Raw genomic sequence first — 25330 nt, forward strand, 5'->3', positions numbered from 1 at the left:
AAATTCCCTCAGCTCGGCGTCAAGAAACTGCCACGATGGGCCGATGCCCACCTCGTACGACACCCCGGTAGTCATCGACCGTCGCGAGGGCCCGTACGGCGAGGTCGTGCTGCGGCGCCACGGCACGCTGCTGCAGATCATCGCCAACGGGTGCTTCCTGATGGACACCTCCGACGGCCGCTCGGAGCGGTTACTGATCGACGCGGCACTCGACGCCCTGGACGGGCGGGCGGAGCCGAGCCTGCTGATCGGCGGCCTCGGCGTCGGCTTCTCCCTCGCGCATGCCGCCGCGGACCCCCGCTGGGGACGTATCACCGTCGTCGAACGTGAGCAGGCCATCGTCGACTGGCACCGCGACGGACCACTCGCCGAGCTTTCCGCGCGGGCGCTCGCGGACCCGCGTACGGAAATCGTCGAGACCGATCTGCTCGCTCACGTCAATGAGATTTCCGCCACATATGACGCGCTGTGCCTGGACATCGACAACGGGCCCGACTGGACCGTCACGGAGGGCAACGGGAACCTCTATTCACCGGCCGGACTGGCAAGCTGCGCAAGGGCGTTGAAGCCCGGCGGGGTGCTCGCGGTGTGGTCGGCCCAGCCCTCTCCGGAATTTGAAGGATCCTTGCGGAATGCCGGGTTCCGACGGGTGCGTACCGAAGAGATCCCCGTTGCCCGGGGCGTTCCGGACGTCGTCCACCTCGCGGTCGGGCCTGGATAGCCGAGCGAAGGTGACTGCCCGTACCCTGCTTCCCTGACGCAGATCATTCACGCGTCAAGCGCAGTCATGGGATCACCCCACGGATTCCGGAAAGCACACTTCAGGGGCGGGCGATGGAGCAGACCCACACATCCCACAACGGCACGGCGGCGACGCCGGGCGCTCAGCGCCGGGTGCTGGTGGTCGAGGACGACCCGACGATCGTCGACGCCATCGCGGCCCGCCTGCGCGCCGAGGGATTTCTCGTACAAACCGCGGGCGACGGGCCGGCCGCCGTCGACACCGCCGAGGCATGGCAGCCCGATCTGCTGATCCTCGACATCATGCTGCCCGGCTTCGACGGCCTGGAGGTCTGCCGCCGCGTGCAGGCCCAGCGCCCCGTGCCGGTGCTGATGCTCACCGCGCGCGACGACGAGACCGACATGCTGGTCGGGCTCGGCGTCGGCGCCGACGACTACATGACCAAGCCGTTCTCGATGCGCGAGCTGGCCGCACGCGTGCACGTCCTGCTGCGCCGGGTCGAGCGCGCCGTAGTGGCCGCCTCGACGCCGCGCACCGGGATCCTGCGCCTGGGCGAGCTGGAGATCGATCACGCACAGCGCCGGGTACGGGTGCGCTCGGAGGACGTGCACCTGACGCCCACCGAGTTCGACCTCCTGGTCTGTCTGGCCAACACGCCGCGCGCGGTACTCTCCCGCGAGCAGTTGCTGGCCGAGGTATGGGACTGGGCGGACGCTTCGGGTACGCGGACCGTGGACAGCCACATCAAGGCCCTGCGTCGGAAGATCGGCGCCGAGCGGATCCGTACCGTCCATGGCGTGGGCTACGCACTGGAGACCCCGACTCCCTGAGCGGGGCCTTTTCAAGGACCTGTTTGAGGGGGCAGATCTCATGAATGGATCGAGCGGACCGGTCGGATCGGATGGATCGGGTGGATCGGGTGGATTGAGCGGACCTGTCGACCCGGGAGATCCGGTCGGACCGGTCGCCCCGGGAGACCGCAGGAACACGGAGCCCTGGGGCTCCGTGCGTCCTTTCTCGATCAAGACGAAGCTGGGCACGCTGGTCGTCGTCTCGGTCTTCATCACCACCGGTCTGATGGTGATCGCGATGCGCACCGAGACCGAGCTGCGCTTCATCACGGTCTTCTCGATGATCGCCACGCTGTTGATAACGCAGTTCGTGGCGCATTCACTCACCGCCCCGCTGGACGAGATGAACGCGGTCGCCCGGTCCATCTCACGCGGCGACTACACGCGCCGGGTGAGTGAGAACCGCCGGGACGAACTGGGCGACCTGGCCCAGACGATCAACCTCATGGCCGACGAGCTGGAGGCCCAGGACCGTCAGCGCAAGGAGCTCGTGGCGAACGTCTCGCACGAGCTGCGCACCCCCATCGCGGGCCTGCGCGCCGTCCTGGAGAACATCGTGGACGGCATCTCCGCCGCCGACCCCGAGACCATGCGGACGGCGCTCAAGCAGACGGAGCGCCTCGGACGGCTGGTGGAGACGCTGCTGGACCTGTCGCGGCTGGACAACGGCGTCGTGCCCCTGCGCAAGCGCCGTTTCGAGGTGTGGCCGTACCTGTCGGGCGTGCTGAAGGAGGCCAACATGGTCTCCTCGGCGCGCGCGGGCATCGCCTCGGGCTCCGGCAGCCACACCCGCACGGACGTCCATCTGCACCTCGACGTGTCGCCTCCGGAGCTGACCGCGCACGCGGACCCGGAGCGGATCCACCAGGTTGTCGCCAATCTCATCGACAACGCGGTGAAGCACAGCCCGCCGCACGGCCGGGTCACCGTGAAGGCCCGGCGGGGCGACCTCCCGGAGTCGCTGGCCCTGGAGATCCTGGACGAGGGCCCCGGCATTCCGCAGTCGGAGTGGCACCAGATCTTCGAGCGATTCAACCGGGGCGGGGTGCCATCACCGCACGGACCGGGCAGCGACGGTGGTACGGGCCTGGGGCTCGCCATCGCCCGCTGGGCCGTCGATCTGCACGGCGGGCGGATCGGTGTGGCCGAATCCATGCGCGGCTGCCGGATCCAAGTCACCCTTCCGGGGCTTCCATCTCTGCCAAGTTGACGTAAAGTTCGAACCGGAGCCACAAGATCCATCGGAGTCCCGCGCTCGTGGACACGTGTGATCAGGCACAGGGCCGCGTGAGTCGTACCGCGACCCTGAAGGAACGTACCCATCCGGGCCGAAACCCCGCTTGTTTCCCGCCATTTCCACAGCCGAAACACACTTTCCGATGTGACTTACACGACGTTGGACGGGCCCGGCCTGACCTTCTCGGCCATGGAGGCGTAGCCTTTATTTCCGCTGTCCATCACCTTGTGAAGCGGAAGAGGGCGGTTGCCGCCGTGTCGCCACAGTCCCCCAGTAACTCATCGAGCATCTCGACCGAGGACCAAGCCGGGAAGAACCCTGCTGCCGCCTTCGGCCCCAATGAGTGGCTCGTCGACGAGATCTATCAGCAGTACCTCCAGGACCCGAATTCGGTAGACCGTGCCTGGTGGGACTTCTTCGCCGATTACAAGCCTGGGGCGGCTGCCGCCTCGGCTCCGGCGGGTACTGCGGCCGCGGGGGCCGCAGAGACCACCACGGCGGTTCAGGCCGCGCCTGCCGCTCCGGCGGCCCCTGCTGCGCCCGCGGCGCCCCAGGCCCCGGCTCAGGCCGCTCCCGCGCCCGCCCCGGCCGCCGCTCCCGCGGCTGCTCCGGCCGCGCCGAAGCCCGCTGCCGCCGCCCCGGCGCCCGCGAAGGCCGCTCCGGCTCCCGCGAAGGCCGCTCCGGCCGCCGCGAAGCCGAAGGCCGAGCCGGCCACCGAGGCCCCCGCGGGCCCGGAGTACATCCCGCTGCGCGGCCCCGCCGCCGCGGTCGCGAAGAACATGAACGCCTCGATCGAGGTGCCCACGGCCACGTCCGTGCGCGCGGTCCCGGTGAAGCTGCTCTTCGACAACCGCATCGTCATCAACAACCACCTGAAGCGCGCCCGGGGCGGGAAGATCTCCTTCACCCACCTCATCGGCTACGCGATGGTGCAGGCCATCAAGGCCATGCCGTCGATGAACTGGCACTTCGCGGAGAAGGACGGGAAGCCCACCCTCGTCAAGCCGCCGCACATCAACTTCGGCCTCGCCATCGACCTGGTGAAGCCCAACGGCGACCGTCAGCTGGTCGTCGCGGGCATCAAGAAGGCCGAGACGCTGAACTTCTTCGAGTTCTGGCAGGCCTACGAGGACATCGTCCGCCGCGCCCGTGACGGCAAGCTGACGATGGACGACTTCACCGGTGTCACGGTCTCCCTGACCAACCCGGGTGGCCTCGGCACCGTCCACTCCGTGCCCCGCCTGATGCCCGGCCAGTCGGTCATCATGGGCGTCGGCTCCATGGACTACCCGGCGGAGTTCCAGGGCACCTCCCAGGACACCCTGAACAAGCTCGGCATCTCGAAGGTCATGACGCTCACGTCGACCTACGACCACCGGGTGATCCAGGGCGCCGCCTCCGGCGAGTTCCTGCGCATCGTCGCGAACCTGCTGCTCGGCGAGAACGGCTTCTTCGACGAGATCTTCGAGGCCCTGCGGATTCCGTACGAGCCGGTCCGCTGGCTCAAGGACATCGACGCCTCCCACGACGACGACGTCACGAAGGCCGCCCGCGTCTTCGAGCTGATCCACTCCTACCGGGTCCGCGGCCACGTCATGGCCGACACCGACCCGCTGGAGTACCGCCAGCGCAAGCACCCCGACCTGGACGTCACCGAGCACGGCCTCACCCTGTGGGACCTGGAGCGCGAGTTCGCGGTCGGCGGCTTCTCCGGCAAGTCCCTGATGAAACTGCGCGACATCCTCGGCGTGCTGCGCGACTCGTACTGCCGCACCACCGGCATCGAGTTCATGCACATCCAGGACCCCAAGCAGCGCAGGTGGATCCAGGACCGCATCGAGCGCCCGCACAGCAAGCCGGAGCGCGAGGAGCAGCTGCGCATCCTGCGCCGGCTGAACGCGGCGGAGGCCTTCGAGACCTTCCTGCAGACGAAGTACGTCGGCCAGAAGCGCTTCTCCCTCGAGGGCGGCGAGTCGGTCATCCCGCTCCTCGACGCGGTCATCGACAGCGCGGCCGAGTCGCGCCTGGACGAGGTCGTCATCGGCATGGCCCACCGCGGCCGCCTGAACGTTCTCGCCAACATCGTCGGCAAGTCGTACGCGCAGATCTTCCGTGAGTTCGAGGGCAACCTCGACCCGAAGTCGATGCACGGCTCCGGCGACGTGAAGTACCACCTGGGTGCCCAGGGCGTGTTCACGGGCCTGGACGGCGAGCAGATCAACGTCTCGCTGGCCGCCAACCCGTCCCACCTGGAGACGGTCGACCCGATCATCGAGGGCATCGCCCGCGCCAAGCAGGACATCATCAACAAGGGCGGCACGGACTTCACGGTCCTGCCGGTCGCCCTGCACGGTGACGCGGCCTTCGCGGGCCAGGGTGTGGTCGCCGAGACGCTCAACATGTCGCAGCTGCGCGGTTACCGCACGGGCGGCACGGTCCACATCGTCATCAACAACCAGGTCGGCTTCACGGCGGCCCCCGAGTCCTCGCGTTCCTCCATGTACGCGACGGACGTGGCGCGGATGATCGAGGCCCCGATCTTCCACGTGAACGGCGACGACCCCGAGGCCGTCGTCCGCGTCGCCCGCCTGGCCTTCGAGTTCCGTCAGGCGTTCAACAAGGACGTCGTGATCGACCTCATCTGCTACCGCCGCCGCGGACACAACGAGTCCGACAACCCGGCGTTCACGCAGCCGCTGATGTACGACCTGATCGACAAGAAGCGCTCGGTGCGCAAGCTCTACACCGAGTCCCTGATCGGTCGCGGCGACATCACCCTGGAAGAGGCCGAGCAGGCGCTGCAGGACTTCCAGGGCCAGCTGGAGAAGGTCTTCACCGAGGTCCGCGAGGCCGTCGCCGCTCCGGCCGACGTGCAGGTCCCCGACTCGCAGGCCGAGTTCCCGGTGGCCGTGACGACCGCGGTCTCCCAGGAGGTCGTGAAGCGGATCGCCGAGTCCCAGGTCAACATCCCCGACCACGTCACCGTGCACCCGCGGCTGCTCCCGCAGCTGCAGCGCCGGGCGTCGATGATCGAGGACGACACGATCGACTGGGGCATGGGCGAGACCCTCGCCATCGGTTCCCTGCTCCTCGATGGCACCCCGGTCCGTCTCTCCGGCCAGGACTCCCGCCGCGGCACCTTCGGCCAGCGCCACGCGGTGCTGATCGACCGGGTCACGGGCGAGGACTACACCCCGCTGCAGTACCTCTCTGACGACCAGGCCCGCCTGAACGTCTACGACTCCCTGCTCTCCGAGTACGCGGTCATGGGCTTCGAGTACGGCTACTCGCTGGCCCGCCCCGACGCCCTCGTGATGTGGGAGGCGCAGTTCGGCGACTTCGTCAACGGCGCGCAGACGGTCGTCGACGAGTACATCTCGGCGGCGGAACAGAAGTGGGGCCAGACGTCCGGCGTCACCCTGCTCCTCCCGCACGGCTACGAGGGCCAGGGCCCGGACCACTCGTCCGCCCGCATCGAGCGCTTCCTCCAGCTGTGCGCGCAGAACAACATGACGGTCGCCCAGCCGACGCTCCCGTCGAACTACTTCCACCTCCTGCGGTGGCAGGTGCACAACCCGCACCACAAGCCGCTGGTGGTCTTCACCCCGAAGTCGATGCTCCGCCTCAAGGCCGCCGCGTCGAAGACGGAGGAGTTCACGACCGGCGCCTTCCGCCCGGTCATCGGCGACGATTCGGTCGACGCGACCGCCGTCCGCAGGGTCGTCTTCTGCGCCGGCAAGCTGTACTACGACCTCGAGGCCGAGCGGAAGAAGCGCGGCGCCACGGACACGGCCATCATCCGCATCGAGCGCCTGTACCCCCTCGCGGGTGCGGAGCTCCAGGCGGAGATCGCCAAGTACCCGAACGCCGAGAAGTACCTGTGGGCCCAGGAGGAGCCGGCGAACCAGGGCGCGTGGCCCTTCATCGCCCTCAACCTGATCGACCACCTCGACCTGGCGGTCGGCGCGGACGTCCCGCACGGCGAGCGCCTGCGCCGTATCTCCCGCCCGGCGTCCTCGTCCCCGGCCGTGGGTTCCGCGAAGCGGCACCAGGCCGAGCAGGAGCAGCTGGTGCGTGAGGTGTTCGAGGCGTAAGCCCCGGCAAACCGGTCAGGTCTGTGCACACAGGTCTCGTACGACGCCGGAGGCCCGGTTCCCTTCTGGGGGAACCGGGCCTCCGGCGTTTCCTGGCCGAAGCGGCGTCGGTCAGGTCGACATGGGTTCGAAGTCCCAGTAGGGCCGGTTGCGGGAGCGGGCCGAGATGGTGTGGGTATGTTGGTCGCCCAGCGTGGCCTTCAGGTCGGAGAGGGCTTCCTGCTCGACCTTCTCGGCCTGTTGACGGTCCCGCAGGCCGCGCAGGTCCGCGGCGAGGGCGATGCGGGCCGAGAGGGTCAGCGGGTGGGTGCGGCCGAGGGTCTCGACGGCCCGGGTGACCGCGGCCTGGCTGAGCGCGGCGGCCGACTCGGGGTCGCCGATGAGGTTGCGCAGGGCGGCGGCGTTGATGGCGCAGCCCAGCGTCCAGGGATGGTTCTCGCCGACGGCCGCGGTCATGTCGGTCAGCGCTTCCTCGATGACGACATGGGCGTGGTCCCGTTCGCCGACGCTGCGCAGCACCAGCGCGTGGTTGGCCTGGACACCGGCGATGAACGGATGCCCCTCGGCGAGCATCACTTCGTAGCGGGCGATGACGGACTCGCCGAGCTCCCGCGCCTGGTCGATGTTGCCGTGCTCGCGCACGAAACAGCTCGTGCTGGCGGCGAACCTGAGCGTCTGCGGGTGGGTTTCGCCCAGGACGCGTTCGCAGCGCTCCAGGACGCGGGCGAACAGCGGGCCCGCCTTACGGCGGTCGCCGCTGCGGTACAGGCACAGGGCGAGGTTGTGTTCGGCTTCGAGGGTCTGCGGATTGTCGGCGCCCATGACGATGAGCTGCTCGCGCACGCTCTTCGCCTGGCTCGACTCGGCCTCGGTGTAGCGGCCCAGGAGCCGCAGATCCTGCGCGTACGACTTCTCCGAAGAGAGGGTCCAGGGGTGTCGCCCCCGAAGCAGCAGCCGTCGTGCCTCCATCGTCTGCTGATCGACGTCCAGTGCCTCCTGATAGCGGCCGAGCAGCCGCAGCGATACCGCCAGGTTGTTCTGCGCCGCGAGGGTCCGCGAGTCCTGGTCCCCGAGGAGTTCACGGTAGGACGTGAGGATCCACTGGGAGAGTTCCAGTGCCTCGTCGTAGCGGGCGAGGCCGCGCAGGTCGGCGGCGAGGCCGGTGGCGGCGCGCAGATGCTCCAGGTCCTGGGGGCCGCGCTCCTCGCGCAGATGCTCCACGGCGGCACGCTCGATGGCCTCGGTGCGCTCGTAGTCGCCGACCACGCGCAGCAGGTTGGCGTAGTGGTGCGTCAGCTCCCAGACCCGGGGGTGGTTCTCACCGAGCAGGGTCCGCCAGGCCTTCATGGCGCGTTCGCCGAGCTTGATACCGGAGACGTACTCGCCCGAAAGGTACATGTACCGAAGGCAGTTGAAGACCAGGGTCTGGACGGCCGGGTCCTTGCTCATCAGCACGTCCGCGTACTTCAGGTGCGGAACGATCTCCGCGTACCCGGGCCACAGCCTGGTGTCCGTGGGGCGTCGGGGTTCGGCGGCGGCCAGCGCCCGCCGCACCACGTCGACGAACTCGCGGCGGTCCTCGTCCGGCATGTCCTTCTGGACGATCTGGTGGACCATGCGGTGGAGGTAGAGGGACTCACCGGAGGACACGGCCTCGTCGGTGCCGGTCTCGTGGGACTCCAGGCGGACGACGGAGTACTGGCGCAGCTGGTTGATCGCCTTGTTCCACAGCAGCGGATCGTTGAGCAGGCCCGCGATCTGCTCCGGCAGCTCGTCGTGCGGCATCTCCCTGAGGAGGCGTACGGGGATGAAGCCGGGCGCGAAGAAGGTACACAGGCGCAGCAGGTCGACGGACTCCGGGACGGTGTCACGGAGTTTGTTCAGCAGTATCGACCAGGCGGTCTGGAAGGCGACCGGGAAGTCCGCGGACACCTTGACGACATCCCCGTCGATACCGCCCTCCAGGAGGGCGATGTAGTCCTGCACGGAGAGGTCGGAGTCGTTGAGCCAGCCCGCTGTCTGGTCGAGGAGGAGGGGCAGGTCCTCCAGGGCTTCGGCGAGTTGGTCCGCCTCGGCCTCGGTGAGCCGGGGCGCTCTGCGGCGGATGAAGGCCACCGACTCGTCGCGCCCGTAGACCGGCACTTCCAGCAGCTTGCTGTTGTGCTCGCTCCACTCCGGGTTGCGGGAGGTGATCAGGACGTGGCCGGGACCCGTGGGTACGAGGTCCCAGATCTGGTCGGGCTCGTCCGCGCCGTCCAGGATCAGCAGCCAGCGGGAGTACGGGTCGCCGCGGCGCAGCGAGTCGCGTACGGCACGCAGCCGCTCGCCGTACTCCGGACCCGTGGACAGCTCCAACTGCGGTGCGAGTTCGGCCAGTCGGCGCCGGTAGGTGACCCTGCTCTCCGCTCCGACCCACCACACCACGTCGTACTCGGAACCGAAGCGGTACACGTATTCGGCCGCGAGTTGGGTCTTGCCCACTCCCGACATGCCGTGCAGGGTGATCACGCCCGCGCCCCGCTCGGCATTCTGCAGCAGGTTGTAGGCGTCGTTCAGCAGGCGCTCGCGGCCGGTGAAGCGGGTGTTGCGACGCGGCACGCCGCCCCACACCTCGGGCATGGCCGCCGGGAAGCGCGGGCCGCGCCGCGCAGCGTCCTGTCGCAGCGGATCGCCGGGCAGGTCGAGGCGGTCCAGCACGCGCCGCTCGGCCTCTTGCGCGCCCATGTTGGTCAGGTCGACGGCGGCGAACACCGCCGCGGCGCTGGGCACCGAGGCCGTGGTGACCGAGACGGCCGCGAACCGGGCCGGGTCGGGGACCACCACCTCCCGCAGAGCGGTGTTCCACTCCTCGTGGGTGCGCGGGCCCAGCTGGAAGTACCACTCGCTGACGACGATGAGGATCCGGCCCTCGGCGAGTTTCAGGTCGTGCAGCAGATCCACCAGGGGAATGTCTGCCGGGGACTCCCACAGCAGATACTTGACGCGCACCCCGCGTCGCTCCAGACGGTCCCCGATCCAGGCCGCCCAGGCCCGGTTGAAACCGGCGAAGCTGATCGTGACGGTCTGCTTCGCGGCCCCCCTCTCGGTTGGCCCGACCGGCGTACGAGCTCCAGACATGCAGCGGCCTCCCCGCGCGTGATTTTAGAACCTGTGCGAGGTCCGGCGATAGGCACTGAGGGATACCAGTCGCATGCTCCACGGTTCCTTTTCAAACGACGATCTTGGCGCAATGATCGTCCCGCGTCCGGGAACCCGGAGCATTCGGCGTCGGCATGGCTCGTTCGGCGGGCACATGGCTCATTCTGTGGGGGCGTGGCGTTGGGTCCACAGCGCACGGGCCGCTCGGACGTAGGCCTCCGCACGCGCCGCTTGGCCGCGTGGGGCGGGGTTTTCGGCCAGCCGTTCGTATACCGCGACCATCTGGTCGACGAACCGGCGTCCCTGCACCGTGAGATCGCCCGACCCGACGAGGGTCGGCAGTACGGCGCCGACCTGCTCCTGGTAGCGCGCGTACTGGGCCCAGGCGAAGTCCCGGTGAGTGAGGTGAGGGGTGTCGAGTGCGCGGCGCTGGAAGAAGTCCGCCAGCGCGAGGTGGGAGTACGCGCCCTGCAACAGGCCGTCGTACGGGCGTGGATCGGGGCGCCACGGTGCGAAGTAGCGTGCCTGGGAACTGGCGTGGTGAAGCGTCATCATGTTGCTGAGTGCCGCGAGTTTGGTGTGCTGCAGTTCGTGCACCAGGGTCGCCGCGAAGCTCGTGGGGGTGGGCGGGGGGCTGCTCAGGACGGCGCCGAAGGCCTCGCGTCGGGTGCCGCTGCAGCTGCCGGTGGTGCGGCCGCCGGGTGTCGAGCCGGGCGGCGCGGAGAGCGGGACGACACAACGCAGCAGCGCGGCGGCCTCCGTGACGCGTTGCTCACCGCCCTGCCTGAGCACGGTGGCGATGCCCGCCCAGGACTGCAGCCAGTGTTTGCGCTCGGCGTCGTCGAGGGTGACCGGGCCGCTCAGCGTGTGAGGGCCGGGGCCGCCGCGTGAGGTGCGGTACGGGTCGAGGTCGTCCAGCGGTACGGGGGCCGCTCCGGGCAGCAGACCGGGCAGCGCGTGCGCGGGGGTCCAGGCGGCGGCGTCCGACCATGCACCGATACCACCGCTCTGCAGACGTACGACGATGCCCTTCTCCCCCGACCCCGGTTGCCGCAGCGTCAGACTCTGCCGGCGGTGGACGACGTCGACCGGGGCGTCCCCCGGCGCGGCGGTGCGCAGCGCGCCGAGGGAGGGCAGGGTCAGCACGCCGTCGCGCGCGGTCAGCCGTACCGCGTACGGCACTGCGGCGCGGGCGGCGGCCACGGCCGCGAGTGCGCCGAAGTAGGCGAGATCGCGGCGCAGTTCACGCGGGTCCCGCTCGCGGCCGCCCGCGCCGAGCCCACGCAGACAGCTCCGGGCCCAGGGGCCCACGAAGGGGTGCAGGAGGAGGGCGCGGACGGGCGGGAGGGAAAGGCCGGCCGCCCCGGGTGGGATGGTGCCCTCGTACGGGGTCGAATCGGCCCCGACGCCGGGGCCCACCGACCGGACAACGGGTCCGTCCGGGGCAGCGTTGCCGGGCTCGCCACCGGGGTCGGGCGGGAGCCCGGAGACCCCGTGCACGTCCCTCCCCTCCCCTCGCCGCACGTCCCTTTCCGCCCGGTCCGCCGCCACCAGCAGCGCCCAGTCCTCCCGTAGGCGGCCCTTCGCCGCGGTGGAGCAGAGCGCGGGGTCGGCCGCCTCCACGGCGTCGAGTACCGCGCGCAGCAGAAGCAGCCGCCGCGTGTGCTGATCGCGTACCAGCAGGCCGAGGGTCTCGGCGCCGCCTTCGGTGCGGCCGAGTTCGTCCAGGGCCCGCTCGGGGACCTCCGGCAGGATCACGAGGCGCTCCTTTCACCGGAGGTGTCCGCCGGGAGCCTGCGGGCCACGTGGCGGATGAAGCGCTGCAGGTCGGCGCAGTACACGGAGGGGTTCTCGAAGCCGTGTCCGGCGCGGTATCGATGCGCGTAGTGTCCGCCGCCGCAGACGGAGAGCAGCGGACAGGCGCGGCAGCGCGCGGCCAGCGAGGCGGCGCCCGCCTGCCTGGCCGCGATGCCGGGGTGACGCAGCGCCTCGTCGAAGCCGTGCCGGAAGACATCGAGCCCGGTCTCCGCCGCCCCCTCGTAACAGGACTTGAGGGAATCCACCTGCTCGATCGCCCCGTCCGTCTCCACGACCACCGCGTCGAACGGAGCCAGCCCCAGCGACTCGGTGGCCGCGGGCAGCCCGAGCAGCAGCGCGATGCACTCCTCGAAGAGCCGCACCCGCGTTTCCCGCCGTCCGGACGACCACCAACGGTCGAACACGGCGCACAGCCAGTCGCCGTACGGGGCACCGGTGCTGCCCCAATGCGGCGGTGGAGCGGCCCAGTTGCCGTGCGGCAGCAGCAGGTCGAGGGCCGGGGGCCGCAGGGCGAGCAGGGACTCGTACGTCTCGACCGGGTCCGTCGCCGGGTCGACGACCAGGAGGATGCCGGCGTACGCCTCGGGAAAGCGGTCGGCGAGCAGGCGGGCGCCGCGCGACGCGGCGGGCCAGGACGGGCGTCCGGCGCGGTCGGTGCGCCGGGCGTTGTGGGTGGGCAGGCCGCCGTCGAGGCTGATGCCGACACGGATGCCGTGCCGGGCCAGCACGGCGAGCCGCCGCTCGGTGAGGAGCGTGGCGTTGGTCTGGACGGTCGGGTGGACCGCGCAGGAGGCCGGGACCCGGTCGCGTACGAGGTCGGTGAAACGGGCGAGCGTGTCCGCGCCCGCGAGCAGGGGCTCGCCGCCGTGCAGGACGAGGGAGAGGGCTGTCAGGTCATGGGCTCGCGCGTGCTCGGCCACGCGGTCCGCGGTGCGGCCGAGGACTGCGGGTGAGGCGGTGGCGGGGCGGGTGCGCCAGGTGTCGTCGGGGCCCTCGTAGAGGTAGCAGTAGCGGCAGGCCAGGTTGCAGCGGCCGTGCATCTTGACGATGAACTGCCGGAACGGGAAGGGCGGGTCGGGTGGCGGCGGTACGGCGGTCCGTTCGGGTGCTCGGACGGAGGTCACCTCTTCAGACACTCCGCACCCCCATGCCGTACGGCTCGCGGTCCCACGCCACGCCCCCCTGCCGTACGAGGCCGCATTCCCTGACGCGGGCCGGACACAAACGCGGCCCGATCGAAATTGTCCGGTTCAGATACGGGTGCGACCGGAACAGACGTTTCGATGACGCCATTTGACCGCATTCCCTGCGCCCTGCGCACTGACTCAGAAGGCGTTGTTGAACCCCCACAGCATCTCGCTCGGCCGGTCGGCCCGCTCCCTGAGCTCCTCCAGCACCTCTTCCAGCACGGGATGTCGAATGGTCCTCAGATCCGCCAGATCCAGCCCCAGCAGATCCGGCAGCCCCTCCGGTTCGGGCAGCCCCTCCGGATCCGGCAGCTGCTCCACCTCCGGCAGCCGCTCCGGATCCGAAAGTCGCTCCGGATCCGAAAGTCGCTCCGGATCCGAAAGTCGCTCCGGACCCGGAAGCCGCGCCTCGGAATCCGACGCGTCGTCCCGTACGCCCATGGTCTCCCCCTCCTCCGTCACTCCAGCTCGGCCAGCCGCTGCGCCGTCTGCCGGGCCGTCGGCTCACCCGTGGCCACCGCGTCGTCCGGCAGCCTGGACCACTCGGCACGGGCGGCCCGGTAGGCCTCGCGTGCGGCGCGCGGGCGTGCCGCCGCCTCATAGGACATACCCCGCCAGTGGTGCGCCTGCGCCCCCAACTCCACGGCGTCCTGCCGCCGCCGGTCCGTTTCTGCCTCGCCCTCCGCCTCGCGCGCCGACTCCGCGGCACCACGGAAGGCGTCGACGGCCTCGTCGAGCCGCGCGGGCCGGCCCAGGCTCTGGTACGCCTCGAACTGGGCCTGCCCCAGTTCCAGCGAGCACCGCGCGGCCAGCAGCGGATCGTCCGCCTCGGCCGCGGCCAGCCCGAAGAGATGCTCGGCCTCCCGCAGATCCACCCGGTCGCCCCGGGCCCGGTACCGCAGCATCAGCGCCCCGCCCAGCAGCAGCAGGCGGTACGCCAACTCCACACTGCCCGCCGGGGTTTCCGTACGGCAGTCGCGCAGCACCCGGATCGCCCGGGACAGCGACTCGCGCGGAGCGGCGCCGTTGTCCAGCGCCGCCCGGCGCAGCAGTACGTCGCCCCACTCGGCGAGGACGTCCGCGTGCGCGGGGGCGTCGCGTGGCACCCCGCGGGCGGCCAGCTCGAAGCGGTCCGCGGCCTCCTGGAGTTCGCGCGGGTCGCCCGACTCGGCGTATCGCGCCACCCGGATGCGCCCGGCGCGCACCATCAGCGAGGCACGCGCCCCCTGTTCGCGGGTGAGTCCCAGGGCCTCGTCGACGCGTGTCTGGGCCTCGCCCAGCGCACCACCCGATCTCAGGAGGGCGTCGACGAGATCGATGAGGATGCGCACGCGGTCCCGGTCGCGGTTGGCGTTCCGGGGAGGTTCGCCCGAGTCGGGGGGCACGGCCCCGGTGCCCGTTTCGAGGGCGTCGCTGAGCTCGAGGGCATCACCGAGCGAATGGACGCTCTGTTCGGCGTAGAGCCGGGCCTGCTCCGGGTCGGCCGTCGCGCTCGACAGGCGCAGCAGGACGCGGCCGTGGGCCAGCGGGAGTTCGGGCGGGCGGCTGCGCGGGTCGGGCCAGGCGTCGGCGAACGCCTCCAGCATGCCGACCGCGCCCTGGAGCAGCGCGCTGTCGCCGCCCATCCGCCACTGCGCCTCCAGCGCGCGCACCCGCTCCAGGGTGAGCCGCAGGGCTTCGGTGGTCTCCAGGTCGGGCGCGGCGCAGGCCACGGCGTACTCACGGTCGGCGCGGCGCAGCAGGTCGAGCGCGCCGCGCCGGTCGTCGCGACGCCTGCGGTCGGTGGCGGCGGCGTGCAGCACCCGGGCCAGCACGGCCCGTTCGCGCAGGGCCCGCGGATGCGCGACGGCCCGTTCGGCGGCCGTCTCCGCCTCCCGCAGCAGTTCCGCGCCGCCGCCCTGCACCTCCCACAGCCGCAGCAGACAGTTGGCGTACTCGGCCCACAGCTCGGGGTCCGTACCCGCGAGCGGCTCGTGTTCGGTGGCACCGCGCAGCAGCTGTACGGCGTCGATGAGGTCCTGCACCATGCCGTCCGTGTCGAACCGCCCGGCCAGGGTCCGGGCCCGGCTCACCGCCGCGTGCGTGGGCCGCTCGTCGGGCGGGTCGGTGCGCCCCCGGACGCCCTGACCGCCGTAGAGCGCGAACTGCTCGGGCAGCGGCATGAAGCGCTCCAGGACACGCGCGGCGACCTCGGCGAAGGGCTGCGGGACCAGGAGGGCGCCGCCGTTGTCACCGTTCTCGCCGGGGTAGGCGGCGCCGGGCGTGTACGGGCGTCCGATGCCGCTTGTGCCCTCGGCCTCGCCCTCGCCGAGCTGGGCGAGCGCCAGGGCCGGGAAGTTGGGGCCGCCCTTGCCGAAGCGGTTCTCGATGTACTCCGAGCAGTGCTTGAGCACCAGCATGGCCTCGTCCCGGCCGAGCGGCGACAGCAGCGCCTCCTGCACGCCCGGCGCGAACTGGTACCACTGGGCGCCGTCCGCCCCGTACTCCTCCGCCCTCGCCCGCGAGACCAGGCCGCTGAGCAGCACCTCGGCCAGTTCGGAGGGGCCGGAGTCGGGGAGCATGGTCCGCTGCACCAGCTGCATCACGGGCAGGCTGAGCGGCGCCGCCGCCAGGTAACCGGCCAGCCGTCCCGCCGGTTTGGAGGCGTTGGAGCGGAACCGGCTGACCAGTTCGAGCGCGGACAGCCGGCGCCCGGGACGGGACGCCGGAGCGGGCGGATGGTTCGGGCGCACCCAGCCGACCGCGCCCGCCACCGGCCCGGCACCGGCCCCGGACAGCAACCGCGCCCAGGCACCCAGCGCCGCGGGCTCGGGCGGCAGCACGGGCACGGGGAGCGCGCCACCGCGGGCGTCCGGCGGAGTGCCCGTCGGAAGGCGGACCTTCAGCGTGGCGGCGCCCGCCAGGCCCTCGCCACGGGTCAACTCGCCGTACGAGACGGGCAGTCGGGTGCGGTTCCACATGCGCTGCGGCAACGGCTGGAGCACGGCGGCCGGGCCCTGCCGGGACAGCTGGTGGAGCAGCCGGTGGGCGTGGCCGCTGTGCCACAGCGGGCCCGCGCAGTCGCTGACCAGAAGGGTGATCCGGCGGCCGGTGGGGTCGCTCAGCCGGTCCGCGGAGTGCAGGGGGGCGGTGTGTGGCTCGGGACTGCGACTGACGGCCGGCTCACCGTCCGGGCCCTGATGCAGATGGCTCACCTGAATGTCCCAGAAGGCACCCAACTGACCGAAGACCTGCTCCAGTTCGGCGAACATCCGGTCCCACACCCGCATCGACGAGGAGGCGTCCATCACCAGCTGGAGCGCCGCGTCGGCGCGGGTCACACCGCGGAAGACGGGTAACACCAGGCCCCCGGCCCGAGCGCTCCGCTCCGCCGTCGCCGTCTCGTCGAGCGTCGTACGCAACGGCGGCGCAGCGGTCCGATAGCCCTGCAACGGCCGGAGTGCGCGCTGGAGTTCGAGCGGGGAAGGGAAAGCGGGCGCGGCAGGCACCCCCACCGGCAGTGCCGTCGCCCGGCCCCGCCCGCGGGTCCGCGGCGGGCCGTCCTGCGGCACGGGGTACAGCGCCACCCGTCGGTCCGCCCCCGCGACCGGCGGGTCGGCGGGCCGCTCGGCGGGCGGCACCGCGGCGGCGTCGGGAACACCCGGACGCGCCCCGGCGAAGTCCCGCCCCACGGGCGACCCGCCCGACGACGGCGTGTTCCCCTCCGTCACCTCGGCACGGTCCGTGGACCGCGCCCAGCGGGCCAGCCAGAGCACATCGCACACCTGCTCGGCGTCGGGATCGAGCCCGATCTGCCGCAATCGGGAGACGAGTTCGGCGATGGGGTCGCCACCGGAACCCGCCGGGGGCCCGGAGGGTACGGAGGTGCCGGGAGGTCCGTGGCGCGCCGCGGCGTCGGGCATCAGCGCGTCACCTCGGGCGGTCGAGTCGCTGGATGAGCAGGTCCGCGAGCCGGTCACGACTGGGTGGGGCGGCCGCGTCGGTGAGGTAGATGGCGTTCAACAGCTGGTCGGCGGCCACGAGTTCGCTGCGCGAGCGCTCCAGGAAGTGGGTGATGAGGTCGTCCCCGGCGCGCGCCGCCTCGTCGCCGAGGTGGGCGCGGACAAAGGTGGCCAGCCGCTTGTGGTCGGGCCTGCCGAGCTCCAGGTGGATGCAGCGGCGCATCAGCGGAGCGGGGAAATCCCGCTCGCCGTTACTGGTGAGCACCACGAAGGGGAAGGCGTGGCAGCGCACCCGGCCGTCGCGCACCCGCGCCTTGGTGCCGTCCGCGGTGAGCACCTCGGCCTCGCCGTCGGGCAGCCGGTCGGCGATGCGCTCCAGTTCGGGGACGGCGAACTCGCCCTCCTCCAGCACATTGAGAAGATCGTTGGGCAGGTCGATGTCGCTCTTGTCCAGCTCGTCGATGAGCAGCACGCGCGGGGTGTCGGACGGCAGCAGCGCGGTGCCGAGGGGTCCGAGGCGGATATAGCTGCCGATGCCCTCGACGGAACCGGGAGCGGGGGCCCTCTCCGTCCGGGCGCTGCTCGTCTGCGCCCCGCCCGTCCCGGCCCTGCCCGTCTGCGCCCCGCCCGCCGCTATTTGCACGTCCTGGAGTCGGGCGATCGCGTCGTAGTGATAGAGCCCGTCCTGCAACGTGGACCGGCTGACGATCGGCCACCGCAGCACATTGCCGAGACCTAGCTCGTACGCCACCGAGTGCGCGAGCGTGCTCTTGCCCGCGCCCGGGCTGCCGGTGACGAGGAGGGGCCGGCGCAGATAGAGCGCCGCGTTGATCATCTCGAGTTCCTCGGCGCCCGGCCGGTGCAGTTCGGCCAGGTGCCGGTGCGCGCCGAGCCTGCGGTCCTCGGAACCGTCCCCGCCGCCGTTCCTGCGGGCCGCGTCCCGGCTCGCGAAGTCGCGCCAGGGAGGCGGGGCCGGAAGGCGGTCTATGCCCTCGTGGGGTTCACCGGCGCCTCGGTAGATGAGCCACTCACTGGATTCGGTCATTGCTCGGTCCACCCAGCCCTCGTCGTCCCTCGTCACTCGTCCTCGCCGCTCGTCCGCTCGGCAGCCGTCGAACATGCTCACGGTATCGACCCTCACCACGCGCCGTAAGGGCCTGGTCGCGCAGAGCGCCGGGCGCGGTGCCGGGTGGCCCGCCAGGTGGGCTCATGGCGCCTCCAGCAGGTCACCCGTGCCGGGCAGGGGCCGGCGCGGATCGTCGTAGAACAGGGCGATGCCGTCCGCCCAGTAGGTCTCCGCCCTGCCTGCCCGCACCCCGGCCCGCAGCGCCCGCACCAGCTCCGGGAGCCGCTCCGCGCTGCCCGCGCCGGCGACGGTGTCACCCGCCCTGCGATGGAACTCCCCGCACACGGCGTCCGACTGCCCCCTCCAGCGCCGCCACAGCGCCACCCCGAAACCGCCGTGCACGATCCGGACGAGCGCCACCGGGTCGTCCTCGAACCGCTGGTCGCCATAACGGCAGAGCACCGGAACCGTACGGTGCGGCAGCCCGCGCAGCGACTGCGCGGGGGGCACGGGTACCCGCAACCCGTCCTCGCAGTCCAGGACTTCGGCCTCCGCCCCGTACGCGTGGATCCAGCGCCAGCGGGCCTCGCGTTCGAGGTGCTCCTCGTGCTCCGCGCCGCGCTCGCCGCCGTACTCGCCGTCGCGTTCCTCGCCGTGTTCCTGACCGCGCTCCCCGTCGTACTCTCCGTGCGCGCCGTACTCGCCCTCGTGCGCCCCGTAGGAAAGTGCCTGCTTCCCCCCGAAGGCGGCGGAGTCCTCGCCGTCGGGCAGCTGCTCCCGGTCGGCGCAGCGCACGACGACGGGCCGGTGGGCACCGAGCGGCGGCTCGTCCGGATGGAGCTGCCAGGCATCGACGTCGAGGTCGAGCAGCAGATGGGGCAGCGCGACCTGGAGGACGGCGGGCCGCCCCGGTTCGTCGCAGCGGCGGAAGGCCTCCGCGAGGGAGGCCGCGAGAGTGCCCGGGAGTTCGGCCAGCGGGGTGCGCTCACCCTCGTGCAGGCGCACCACCTCTCCGGTCGGACGGGCCACCGATACGCGCCAGTCGCAGCGGTCCGGTTCCCAGCCCCGCTGCACCAGTTCGAGCAGCGCGAACAGGCGGGGCGCGCGGTCGGCAGCATGCGTCGATACCGCCGTCGGTACGGCCGTCGATTCGGCCGTGGGTACGGCCTCGGCCGGCTCGCGCACGGCAGGCCGGCCGCCCGGCGCGTCATGGACGACATCCACGACGCCGTACCGCTCGGGCCCCGGCGGCAGCCGGGGCAGTTCCTGGAGACGGGGCGGTGGTTCCTGGCTCCGGGGCGGCACCCGGAGCAGCTCGATCCGCCGCTGCGCGAGGTCGCGCCGGTATCGCAGGCCGAGTCCCTCCGCGGCCTGGCGCACCCACTCCCACAGGGCCCGCTCCGCGCTCTGCGTGCCGGGCGTCACGAAGGGCCGCTCGGCGGACATGACGCGCATCGCGTAGTCGAGGACGAGCTCCAGCGCGCCGTCCTGACGCGAGGTCTCGTACAGCGCGCCGAGTCCGTCGCGCCAGCCGCGCGGCGCCGGATGCGGGATCGAGGCCTGGCTGCCGAGGAGGGATTCCAGCAGCCCGAGCAGGGCCCGGGTGCTGGCCGGTGGCGGCAGATCGGCGAGCCTGCCGAGCAACTGGGTCCGCTCGTCCGGGCTGAGGGCACGGCCGGGCCGCGCGCCGAGCTGGCCCTGCACATCGGCCCAAGTGCTGCGGTCGGAGTCGGGGTGGCGCTGGCGGTCGCGGTGGTAGCGGTCGTGGGCATGGAAGACCGCCGTGTACGGATCGTCGTGCTCGGCCCGCACCGCGCCCGCCGGGACCGGCAGGGACCGTAACTGCTCCACCCCGGTGGACGTGCCGCCCAGTCCCCGGTCCGCCTGCGACTTCAGGACGCCGACGACCTCACCGCGTACGGGATCGACCACCGGCCCGCCGGAGACTCCGGGCGGCAGGACGTCGCCGCCCAGCCGTATCTGCTCGTCCGTGGACCAGCCGCCGAGGGTGCCCTGCACCGAGCAGGTCCCGATCAGACGGCGCAGCTCCCCGCCCACGACGGACCAGCCGGAGTAGAGGACGGTCGCCTCGCCGTAGTAGGCGGCCGGGCGTTCGGTGATGTACGCGCAGTCGTGGTCGACGGGCTCGCGCAGCTGGACGAGGGCCAGGTCCGGGGCCGGCCAGCTGCCCCGCACGGCCCGCTCAAGGTGCTGCGGAAAGGCCTCCGGAAGGGCCGTCGCCACCTCGCCGGCGACGGCGGACGTACCGCGCCCCGGCCCGGTCTCGTACACCACCGTGACCTCGCCCCCCTCCCCACTCCGTGCCACGTGTGCGCAGGTGAGAACCCAGTTCGGAGCAATGAAGAATCCGCTCCCGAGGAACGTGCCGGGTTCCTCCAGGGCATACCCGGCCCCCGCGCGATGGATGCGCACCGTCGCCGCCATGACGAGATCACGCAGCGCACGGTGAGCGTTCTCGGGGCCGCCCGGTGCGCCCCGGGCGTGCCCGTCCGTCATGCTCCGCCTCCGACGGAGCCATCTGCCGCGCCCCCGTGCGCCGGGGCGCCGGGGGACGCGCCCCTGGTGCGGGTGCCTGCGGGGCCTGCGGGACCTGCGGGACCTGCGGGGCTTCCGGGGCTTCCGGGGCTTCCGGGGCTTCCGGGGCTTCCGGGGCTTCCGGGGCTTCCGGGGCTTCCGGGGCCAGTGTCTCCGGGGCCGGTGCCCTCAGGGCCGGGGGCACCAGGGTTCTCGAGGTCCGGTGGGCCGCCGTTCCACGTGAGCGTCACCGTGATCCCGGCCTTGGCCTCGCCGTCCGCGAGAAGGCCGACGACCTTGCCCGCCTTCGCCGTCAACTCGATCCCGAACTCGACGCTGACCTCGTCGGGCCGCACCGCACGCAGGGGCGCGGCCAGCGAGCGCGCCACACTCGTGATCACCGACTGCAGGCTCTCGACCTGCGCCTCCACCCGCTCGCCGAACCCGGTGTCCGTGTACGAAAGCCCCCCGGACGGCTCCTCCAGCGCCTCGGCCCCCGATATCCGGGCCCACACCGGCGTCCCGTCCGGCATCTCGATCCGTGCGATACGGGTCACTGCGTCACCCATGACATCCCCCGTTCCCCCACGCCCCCGTGGTACCGCCCGCCGGTTGCCGCAGGCTAGTCGCAGGGAGGCGCCCGCGACAGAGGACCTCCGTCCGCCGCGCGCCCCCACTTATCCTTTTCCCAGCCTTCCATTTCACTTTCACCGACGGAGCACCATCCATGTACTTCACCGACCGTGGCATCGAGGAACTGGAGAAGCGGCGCGGCGAGGAGGAGGTCACCTTCGAGTGGCTCGCCGAGCAGCTGCGTACGTTCGTCGACCTCAATCCGGACTTCGAGGTGCCGGTGGAACGACTGGCGACCTGGCTGGCGCGGCTGGACGACGAGGACGACGAGGAGGGGTAGATCCGCGCGTACTGGGACCGCGGGTGGCTCACCGGGCCGGCGAGCGGCAGTCCGACGACCGGCTGCCCGGCCGCGAGGGCACGGGCTCGCGCCGGGGCGCGGGGCCCGCGCAGCCAGGATCCGCATGCGGTGGCTTCGACCACATCGATGAGGAGATCGTGGGCAGCCGCCGACCTCGCGGAAGCGGAACGGATCCGCCAAGAGGAACGGGCCCGCCGCCCGAAGGGACGGCGGGCCCAGCGATCACCGCTGATTCCACCAGACGAGGCCGGTCACGATGGCCCCGCCGGTCGCGGAAGCCAGGCCGTAGACCAGGCCATGGCCGGCGGTACGGCCCAGGGACCTCAGATAACGGCGCCTCTCCGCCGGGCCCGCCGCCGAGGCGGCGGTCGACTCCCCGCCTGCAGGGCCTATCGACGTGTCTTCTGAATCGCCCGTAGGCTCGGGCATGCAACCCATGGTTCTCTCCTGTTCGGTGGAGCTGTTGGGCTACGCACGCGGCCCCCTGTGAGCGCAGGGGGCCGCAGCCGTTCCTTCCCTCCATTCATCGGTTTCGTCGGAACATTGGGCTACGCATGACGGCACCTGTGAGCGCAGGGCCCGCAGGAAGGAACTCGACAGCCGTTCCCTGCAAGGGCGTTGCCGTCGGCAGGACCATATCCGGCGTTCTGGGGCCTGATAATGGGCGGCAGGCCCCCCGGAGGGGCGCTCTCATGGCTCCTCCAACAGGTCTCCGGTCCGGGTAGCGGCCGGTGCGGATCGTCGTAGAACAGGGCGATGCCGTCCGCCCAGTAGGTCTCCGCCCTGCCTGCCCGCACCCCGGCCCGCCGGTGACCACCTCTCCGCAATGGGCCGCCGGCCGGCCCGACCCTGTCCCGTAGACCACGGTGACCTCGCCACCTCCCTCTTGCGCGCAGGTGAGAACCCAGTCGGGAGCGATGAAGAATCCGCTCCCGGAGAACCTGCGGGGCTGGTCCAGGGCATACCCGGGCCCCGGCGACGGATGCGCACCGTCGCCGCCATGACGAGATCACGCAGCGCACGCTGAGCGTTCTCAGGGCCCGTCGGTGCGCCCCCGGTGTGCCCGCCCGAGTCTTCAAGGCTCCGGGAGGCGCCGAGGTCCGGTGGGGCCCGTTCCAGGTGAGTGTCACTGTGATCCCGGCCTTGGCCTCGCCGTCCGCGAGGAGGCCGACCACCTTGCCCGCCTTCGCCGTCAACTCGATCCCGAACTCGACACTGACCTCGTCGGGCCGCACCAGGTCTTGACTTTCCGGAACCGCGATATATCGTGAATAGCGGAAGACGCGATATGGCGCGTCGGTTCCATGGCCGATTCCATCGTCGATCCCATGGTCGATTCCATGAAAGTCACGGGAGGTCTGCACCATGTCCGAGTGGTCCGTCGCAGAGCCGAAGAAGCTCACCTTCGACGACCCCGTGACGGCACTCCACGTGCGCGTCGTCAACGGAACGGTGAACGTCGTGGGCACCGACGAGAGTTCCGCCCGACTCGAGGTGTCCGAGCTGGAGGGCCCGCCCCTTCAAGTGACCCAGCAGGACGGCACGCTCACCGTGGCGTACGAGGACCTGCCCTGGAAGGGCTTCCTCAAGTGGCTCGACCGCAAGGGCTGGCGCCGCAGCGCGGTGGTCTCGCTGACCGTCCCCGTGGGCACGCCGGTCGAGGTGGGCGTGGTCGGCGCCGCCGCCGTGGTCTCCGGGGTGGAGGGCCGAGTGGAGGTGAAGGGCGTCACGGGCGACACGACACTCGTACGCATCTCCGGCCCCGTTCGCGTAGACACCGTGTCCGGCAGCCTGGAGGCCCAGGCCGTCACCGGCAACCTCCGCTTCAACTCCGTCTCCGGCGACCTGACCGTGGTCGAGGCCTCGGGCACGTCCGTGCGGGCCGACTCGGTGAGCGGGTCGATGATCGTGGACCTCAATCCCACGGGCACCCCCACCGACGTCCAGTTGTCGAACGTGTCGGGCGAGATCGCCCTCCGCCTCCCGCACCCCGCCGACGCCGAGGTCGAGGCCAACACCGCGAGCGGCACGGTCTCCAGCGCCTTCGAGGACCTCCGGGTCAGCGGCCAGTGGGGCGCCAAGAAGATCACCGGCCGACTGGGCGCCGGCAACGGCAAGCTGAAGGCGATGACCGTCTCGGGCTCCATCGCCCTGCTCCGCAGGCCACCGACGGACGAAGGCCCCTACGAGGACGATGGGCACGGGGACCACAGGCACGAGGACGCTGGGCGCAAGGACGGTCCGGCACCTCGGGACACGACCGACGCCTCACCGCAGGCCCCGACCGACAAGAAGGTGCTCTGACATGCCCCCCGTCTTCGCCCACGGCCGCCTGCGCCTCTACCTGCTGAAGCTGCTGGACGAGGCCCCGCGCCACGGGTACGAGGTGATCCGCCTCCTGGAGGAGCGCTTCCAGGGGCTGTACGCACCCTCGGCGGGCACCGTCTACCCCCGGCTGGCGAAGCTGGAGACCGAAGGACTGGTCACCCACACCACCGAGGGCGGCCGCAAGGTGTACGCGATCACGGACGCGGGCCGCGCCGAACTGGCCGACCGCAGTGGCGAGCTGGCCGACCTGGAGCTGGAGATCCGCGATTCGGTCGCGGAGCTCGCCGCGGAAATACGCGCCGATGTGCGCGGCGCGGCGGGCGATCTGCGCCGCGAAATGCGGGCGGCGGCCACGGAGGCCCGGCGCGGCACCAGGGCAGCCGACGGCCCCGCCGCCGAACACGAGGGCCCGGCAGGCGAGTTCGGCGACTTCGGGGACTACCGCGACAAGGAGTCGTGGCGGGCCGCGAAGGAGGAGATGCGGCGCGTCAAGCAGGAGTGGAAGGAGCAGGCCCGGCGCGCGAAGGACGAGAGCCGCCGGGCTCGTGACGAGGCTCAGCGCGCCCGGCGCCAGGCCAAGGAGACCCAGGAGAAGGTCCGCGCCCAGGCCCAGGAGGAGATGCAGCGCATGGCCAAGCGGGTCCAGGAGCAGGTCCAGGACCACTTCACGCGCGGCGACTGGCCGACAGGGGTCAGCGAAGGCCTGACCGAACTCGCCAAGGAGTTCGGCAACTTCGGCAAGAACTTCGGAATGGACTTCGGCAAGGAGCCCAACTCAGGCCGCGAGGGAACAAAGGGACCAACACCCGGATCGACCTCGAAGCCCGAATACTCGGTCACCCCCGAGGACTTCCCCGCCGACTACGAACCTTCCTGGGCCCACGGGGACTCCACCGGCGATCCCGCCCGAGACCTCGACCGCCTCCTGGACCGCTTCCGCGACGACATCCGCGACGCGGCCCGCGACCACGGCGTGTCGGAGGATCAACTCCGGGAGGCCCGCCGCCACTTGTCGACAGCGGCGGCACACATCGGAGCGACCCTCCGCACTCCGAAAAACTGAAGGCCCCCAGGCCGGGGCTTGATCTTCAAGCCCCGGGCGACAACCCTTCAGGCCCCGGCCAGCAACTCTTCAGCCCCCGCGCGACAGCCCTTCGGCCCCGGCCAGCAACTCTTCAGCCCCCGCGCGACAGCCCTTCGACCCCGGGCGACAGCCCTTCGGCCCCGGGCGACAGTTTCGGACCAGGGCGGCAGCCATCACGCCTGGGCGGCGGCCTTTCAGCCCTGGCCGGGGATCTTCAGCCCGTCCGGCGTTTGAGGACGAGCCCTTCGGGCGAAGGCGGGGGTCCAGGGGGCGCAGCGCCCCTGGCGGGGGTCTGGGGGCGGAGCCCCCAGGGACGGGACGGGTAGGGGCGTCCGACTTGGAGAATCGCATGGGTGCCGCCGGTGCCCCCAGGCC

At 71.5% G+C, this 25330-nt stretch carries 16 protein-coding genes and 1 pseudogene; 7 read left to right on the forward strand and 10 right to left on the reverse strand.

All coding sequences use genetic code 11. The features are described 5' to 3' along the window. Window positions 1-43: 43 nt before the first annotated feature. From AB0D57_RS35790 to AB0D57_RS35805, 4 genes are all read left to right on the forward strand, one after another. Window positions 44-721, forward strand: coding sequence for a spermidine synthase (locus tag AB0D57_RS35790; RefSeq protein WP_362083051.1), 678 nt, complete (start codon window positions 44-46; stop codon window positions 719-721). Between the two features lie 113 nt (window positions 722-834). Next, window positions 835-1572, forward strand: coding sequence for a response regulator transcription factor (locus AB0D57_RS35795; protein ID WP_362083054.1), 738 nt, complete (start codon window positions 835-837; stop codon window positions 1570-1572). A 175-nt stretch (window positions 1573-1747) separates the two neighbouring features. Beyond that, on the forward strand, window positions 1748-2803 hold the full coding sequence (locus AB0D57_RS35800; RefSeq protein ID WP_362083057.1) for an ATP-binding protein: 1056 nt from the start codon (window positions 1748-1750) through the stop codon (window positions 2801-2803). A 281-nt stretch (window positions 2804-3084) separates the two neighbouring features. After that, complete coding sequence (locus tag AB0D57_RS35805; RefSeq protein ID WP_362083060.1) at window positions 3085-6924, forward strand: multifunctional oxoglutarate decarboxylase/oxoglutarate dehydrogenase thiamine pyrophosphate-binding subunit/dihydrolipoyllysine-residue succinyltransferase subunit; 3840 nt, start codon at window positions 3085-3087, stop codon at window positions 6922-6924. 111 nt (window positions 6925-7035) lie between these two features. On the opposite strand, the gene fxsT is transcribed toward AB0D57_RS35805, so the two are convergent. The 8 genes from fxsT to AB0D57_RS35845 form a co-directional block, all read right to left on the reverse strand. Next, window positions 7036-10041 carry an FxSxx-COOH system tetratricopeptide repeat protein gene (gene fxsT, locus AB0D57_RS35810; RefSeq protein WP_362083063.1) on the reverse strand — a complete coding sequence of 1002 codons (3006 nt, stop codon included), beginning with the start codon at window positions 10039-10041 and terminating at the stop codon, window positions 7036-7038. A gap of 180 nt (window positions 10042-10221) precedes the next feature. Then, window positions 10222-11820 (reverse strand): HEXXH motif-containing putative peptide modification protein, encoded by a 1599-nt coding sequence (locus tag AB0D57_RS35815; RefSeq protein ID WP_362083066.1) that lies wholly within the window; start codon window positions 11818-11820, stop codon window positions 10222-10224. Further along, window positions 11817-13004 carry an FxsB family cyclophane-forming radical SAM/SPASM peptide maturase gene (locus tag AB0D57_RS35820; protein WP_362083092.1) on the reverse strand — a complete coding sequence of 396 codons (1188 nt, stop codon included), beginning with the start codon at window positions 13002-13004 and terminating at the stop codon, window positions 11817-11819. Before AB0D57_RS35820 ends, AB0D57_RS35815 begins: the two co-directional genes overlap by 4 nt. Before the next feature lie 201 nt (window positions 13005-13205). Continuing rightward, complete coding sequence (fxsA, locus tag AB0D57_RS35825) at window positions 13206-13388, reverse strand: FxSxx-COOH cyclophane-containing RiPP peptide (protein ID WP_362083095.1); 183 nt, start codon at window positions 13386-13388, stop codon at window positions 13206-13208. A gap of 137 nt (window positions 13389-13525) precedes the next feature. Continuing rightward, window positions 13526-16969, reverse strand: a complete 3444-nt coding sequence (locus AB0D57_RS35830) for an SAV_2336 N-terminal domain-related protein (RefSeq protein ID WP_362083069.1) — start codon at window positions 16967-16969, stop codon at window positions 13526-13528. Between the two features lie 7 nt (window positions 16970-16976). Beyond that, window positions 16977-18053, reverse strand: a complete 1077-nt coding sequence (locus AB0D57_RS35835) for a MoxR family ATPase (protein WP_362083072.1) — start codon at window positions 18051-18053, stop codon at window positions 16977-16979. 162 nt (window positions 18054-18215) lie between these two features. Then, window positions 18216-20591: a trypsin-like peptidase domain-containing protein gene (locus AB0D57_RS35840; protein WP_362083075.1), complete on the reverse strand. Its 2376-nt coding sequence runs from the start codon at window positions 20589-20591 to the stop codon at window positions 18216-18218. After that, window positions 20588-21178, reverse strand: a complete 591-nt coding sequence (locus AB0D57_RS35845; protein WP_362083078.1) for a CU044_2847 family protein — start codon at window positions 21176-21178, stop codon at window positions 20588-20590. The genes AB0D57_RS35840 and AB0D57_RS35845 overlap by 4 nt, the downstream gene beginning before the upstream one ends. Before the next feature lie 158 nt (window positions 21179-21336). Here AB0D57_RS35845 and AB0D57_RS35850 point away from each other — a divergent pair, with 158 nt between their 5' ends. Continuing rightward, complete coding sequence (locus AB0D57_RS35850; protein ID WP_362083081.1) at window positions 21337-21522, forward strand: DUF6104 family protein; 186 nt, start codon at window positions 21337-21339, stop codon at window positions 21520-21522. Window positions 21523-21765: 243 nt separating this feature from the next. On the opposite strand, the gene AB0D57_RS35855 is transcribed toward AB0D57_RS35850, so the two are convergent. Beyond that, on the reverse strand, window positions 21766-21972 hold the full coding sequence (locus tag AB0D57_RS35855) for a hypothetical protein (RefSeq protein ID WP_362083084.1): 207 nt from the start codon (window positions 21970-21972) through the stop codon (window positions 21766-21768). Between the two features lie 680 nt (window positions 21973-22652). Continuing rightward, window positions 22653-22778, reverse strand: a pseudogene (locus tag AB0D57_RS35860) (CU044_2847 family protein); the annotation flags it as partial. A gap of 130 nt (window positions 22779-22908) precedes the next feature. Between AB0D57_RS35860 and AB0D57_RS35865 the strand changes: the two are divergent. Beyond that, the gene (locus AB0D57_RS35865) at window positions 22909-23847 is read left to right on the forward strand and encodes a DUF4097 family beta strand repeat-containing protein (protein WP_362083087.1); all 939 of its coding nucleotides are present in this window, start codon (window positions 22909-22911) and stop codon (window positions 23845-23847) included. A gap of 1 nt (window position 23848) precedes the next feature. Next, window positions 23849-24934, forward strand: coding sequence for a helix-turn-helix transcriptional regulator (locus tag AB0D57_RS35870; protein ID WP_362083089.1), 1086 nt, complete (start codon window positions 23849-23851; stop codon window positions 24932-24934). The last annotated feature ends 396 nt before the right edge of the window (window positions 24935-25330 follow it).

The organism is Streptomyces sp. NPDC048275, from assembly GCF_040652275.1.
GTDB lineage: Bacteria > Actinomycetota > Actinomycetes > Streptomycetales > Streptomycetaceae > Streptomyces.

Coding starts and splice junctions, on each gene's coding strand:
- AB0D57_RS35790 (WP_362083051.1), top strand. CDS start 44: ATGCCCACCTCGTACGACACCCCGGTAGTCATCGACCGTCGCGAGGGC.
- AB0D57_RS35795 (WP_362083054.1), top strand. CDS start 835: ATGGAGCAGACCCACACATCCCACAACGGCACGGCGGCGACGCCGGGC.
- fxsT (WP_362083063.1), bottom strand. CDS start 10,041: ATGTCTGGAGCTCGTACGCCGGTCGGGCCAACCGAGAGGGGGGCCGCG.
- AB0D57_RS35830 (WP_362083069.1), bottom strand. CDS start 16,969: ATGCCCGACGCCGCGGCGCGCCACGGACCTCCCGGCACCTCCGTACCC.
- AB0D57_RS35835 (WP_362083072.1), bottom strand. CDS start 18,053: ATGACCGAATCCAGTGAGTGGCTCATCTACCGAGGCGCCGGTGAACCC.
- AB0D57_RS35840 (WP_362083075.1), bottom strand. CDS start 20,591: ATGACGGACGGGCACGCCCGGGGCGCACCGGGCGGCCCCGAGAACGCT.
- AB0D57_RS35845 (WP_362083078.1), bottom strand. CDS start 21,178: ATGGGTGACGCAGTGACCCGTATCGCACGGATCGAGATGCCGGACGGG.
- AB0D57_RS35850 (WP_362083081.1), top strand. CDS start 21,337: ATGTACTTCACCGACCGTGGCATCGAGGAACTGGAGAAGCGGCGCGGC.
- AB0D57_RS35855 (WP_362083084.1), bottom strand. CDS start 21,972: ATGCCCGAGCCTACGGGCGATTCAGAAGACACGTCGATAGGCCCTGCA.
- AB0D57_RS35865 (WP_362083087.1), top strand. CDS start 22,909: ATGTCCGAGTGGTCCGTCGCAGAGCCGAAGAAGCTCACCTTCGACGAC.
- AB0D57_RS35870 (WP_362083089.1), top strand. CDS start 23,849: ATGCCCCCCGTCTTCGCCCACGGCCGCCTGCGCCTCTACCTGCTGAAG.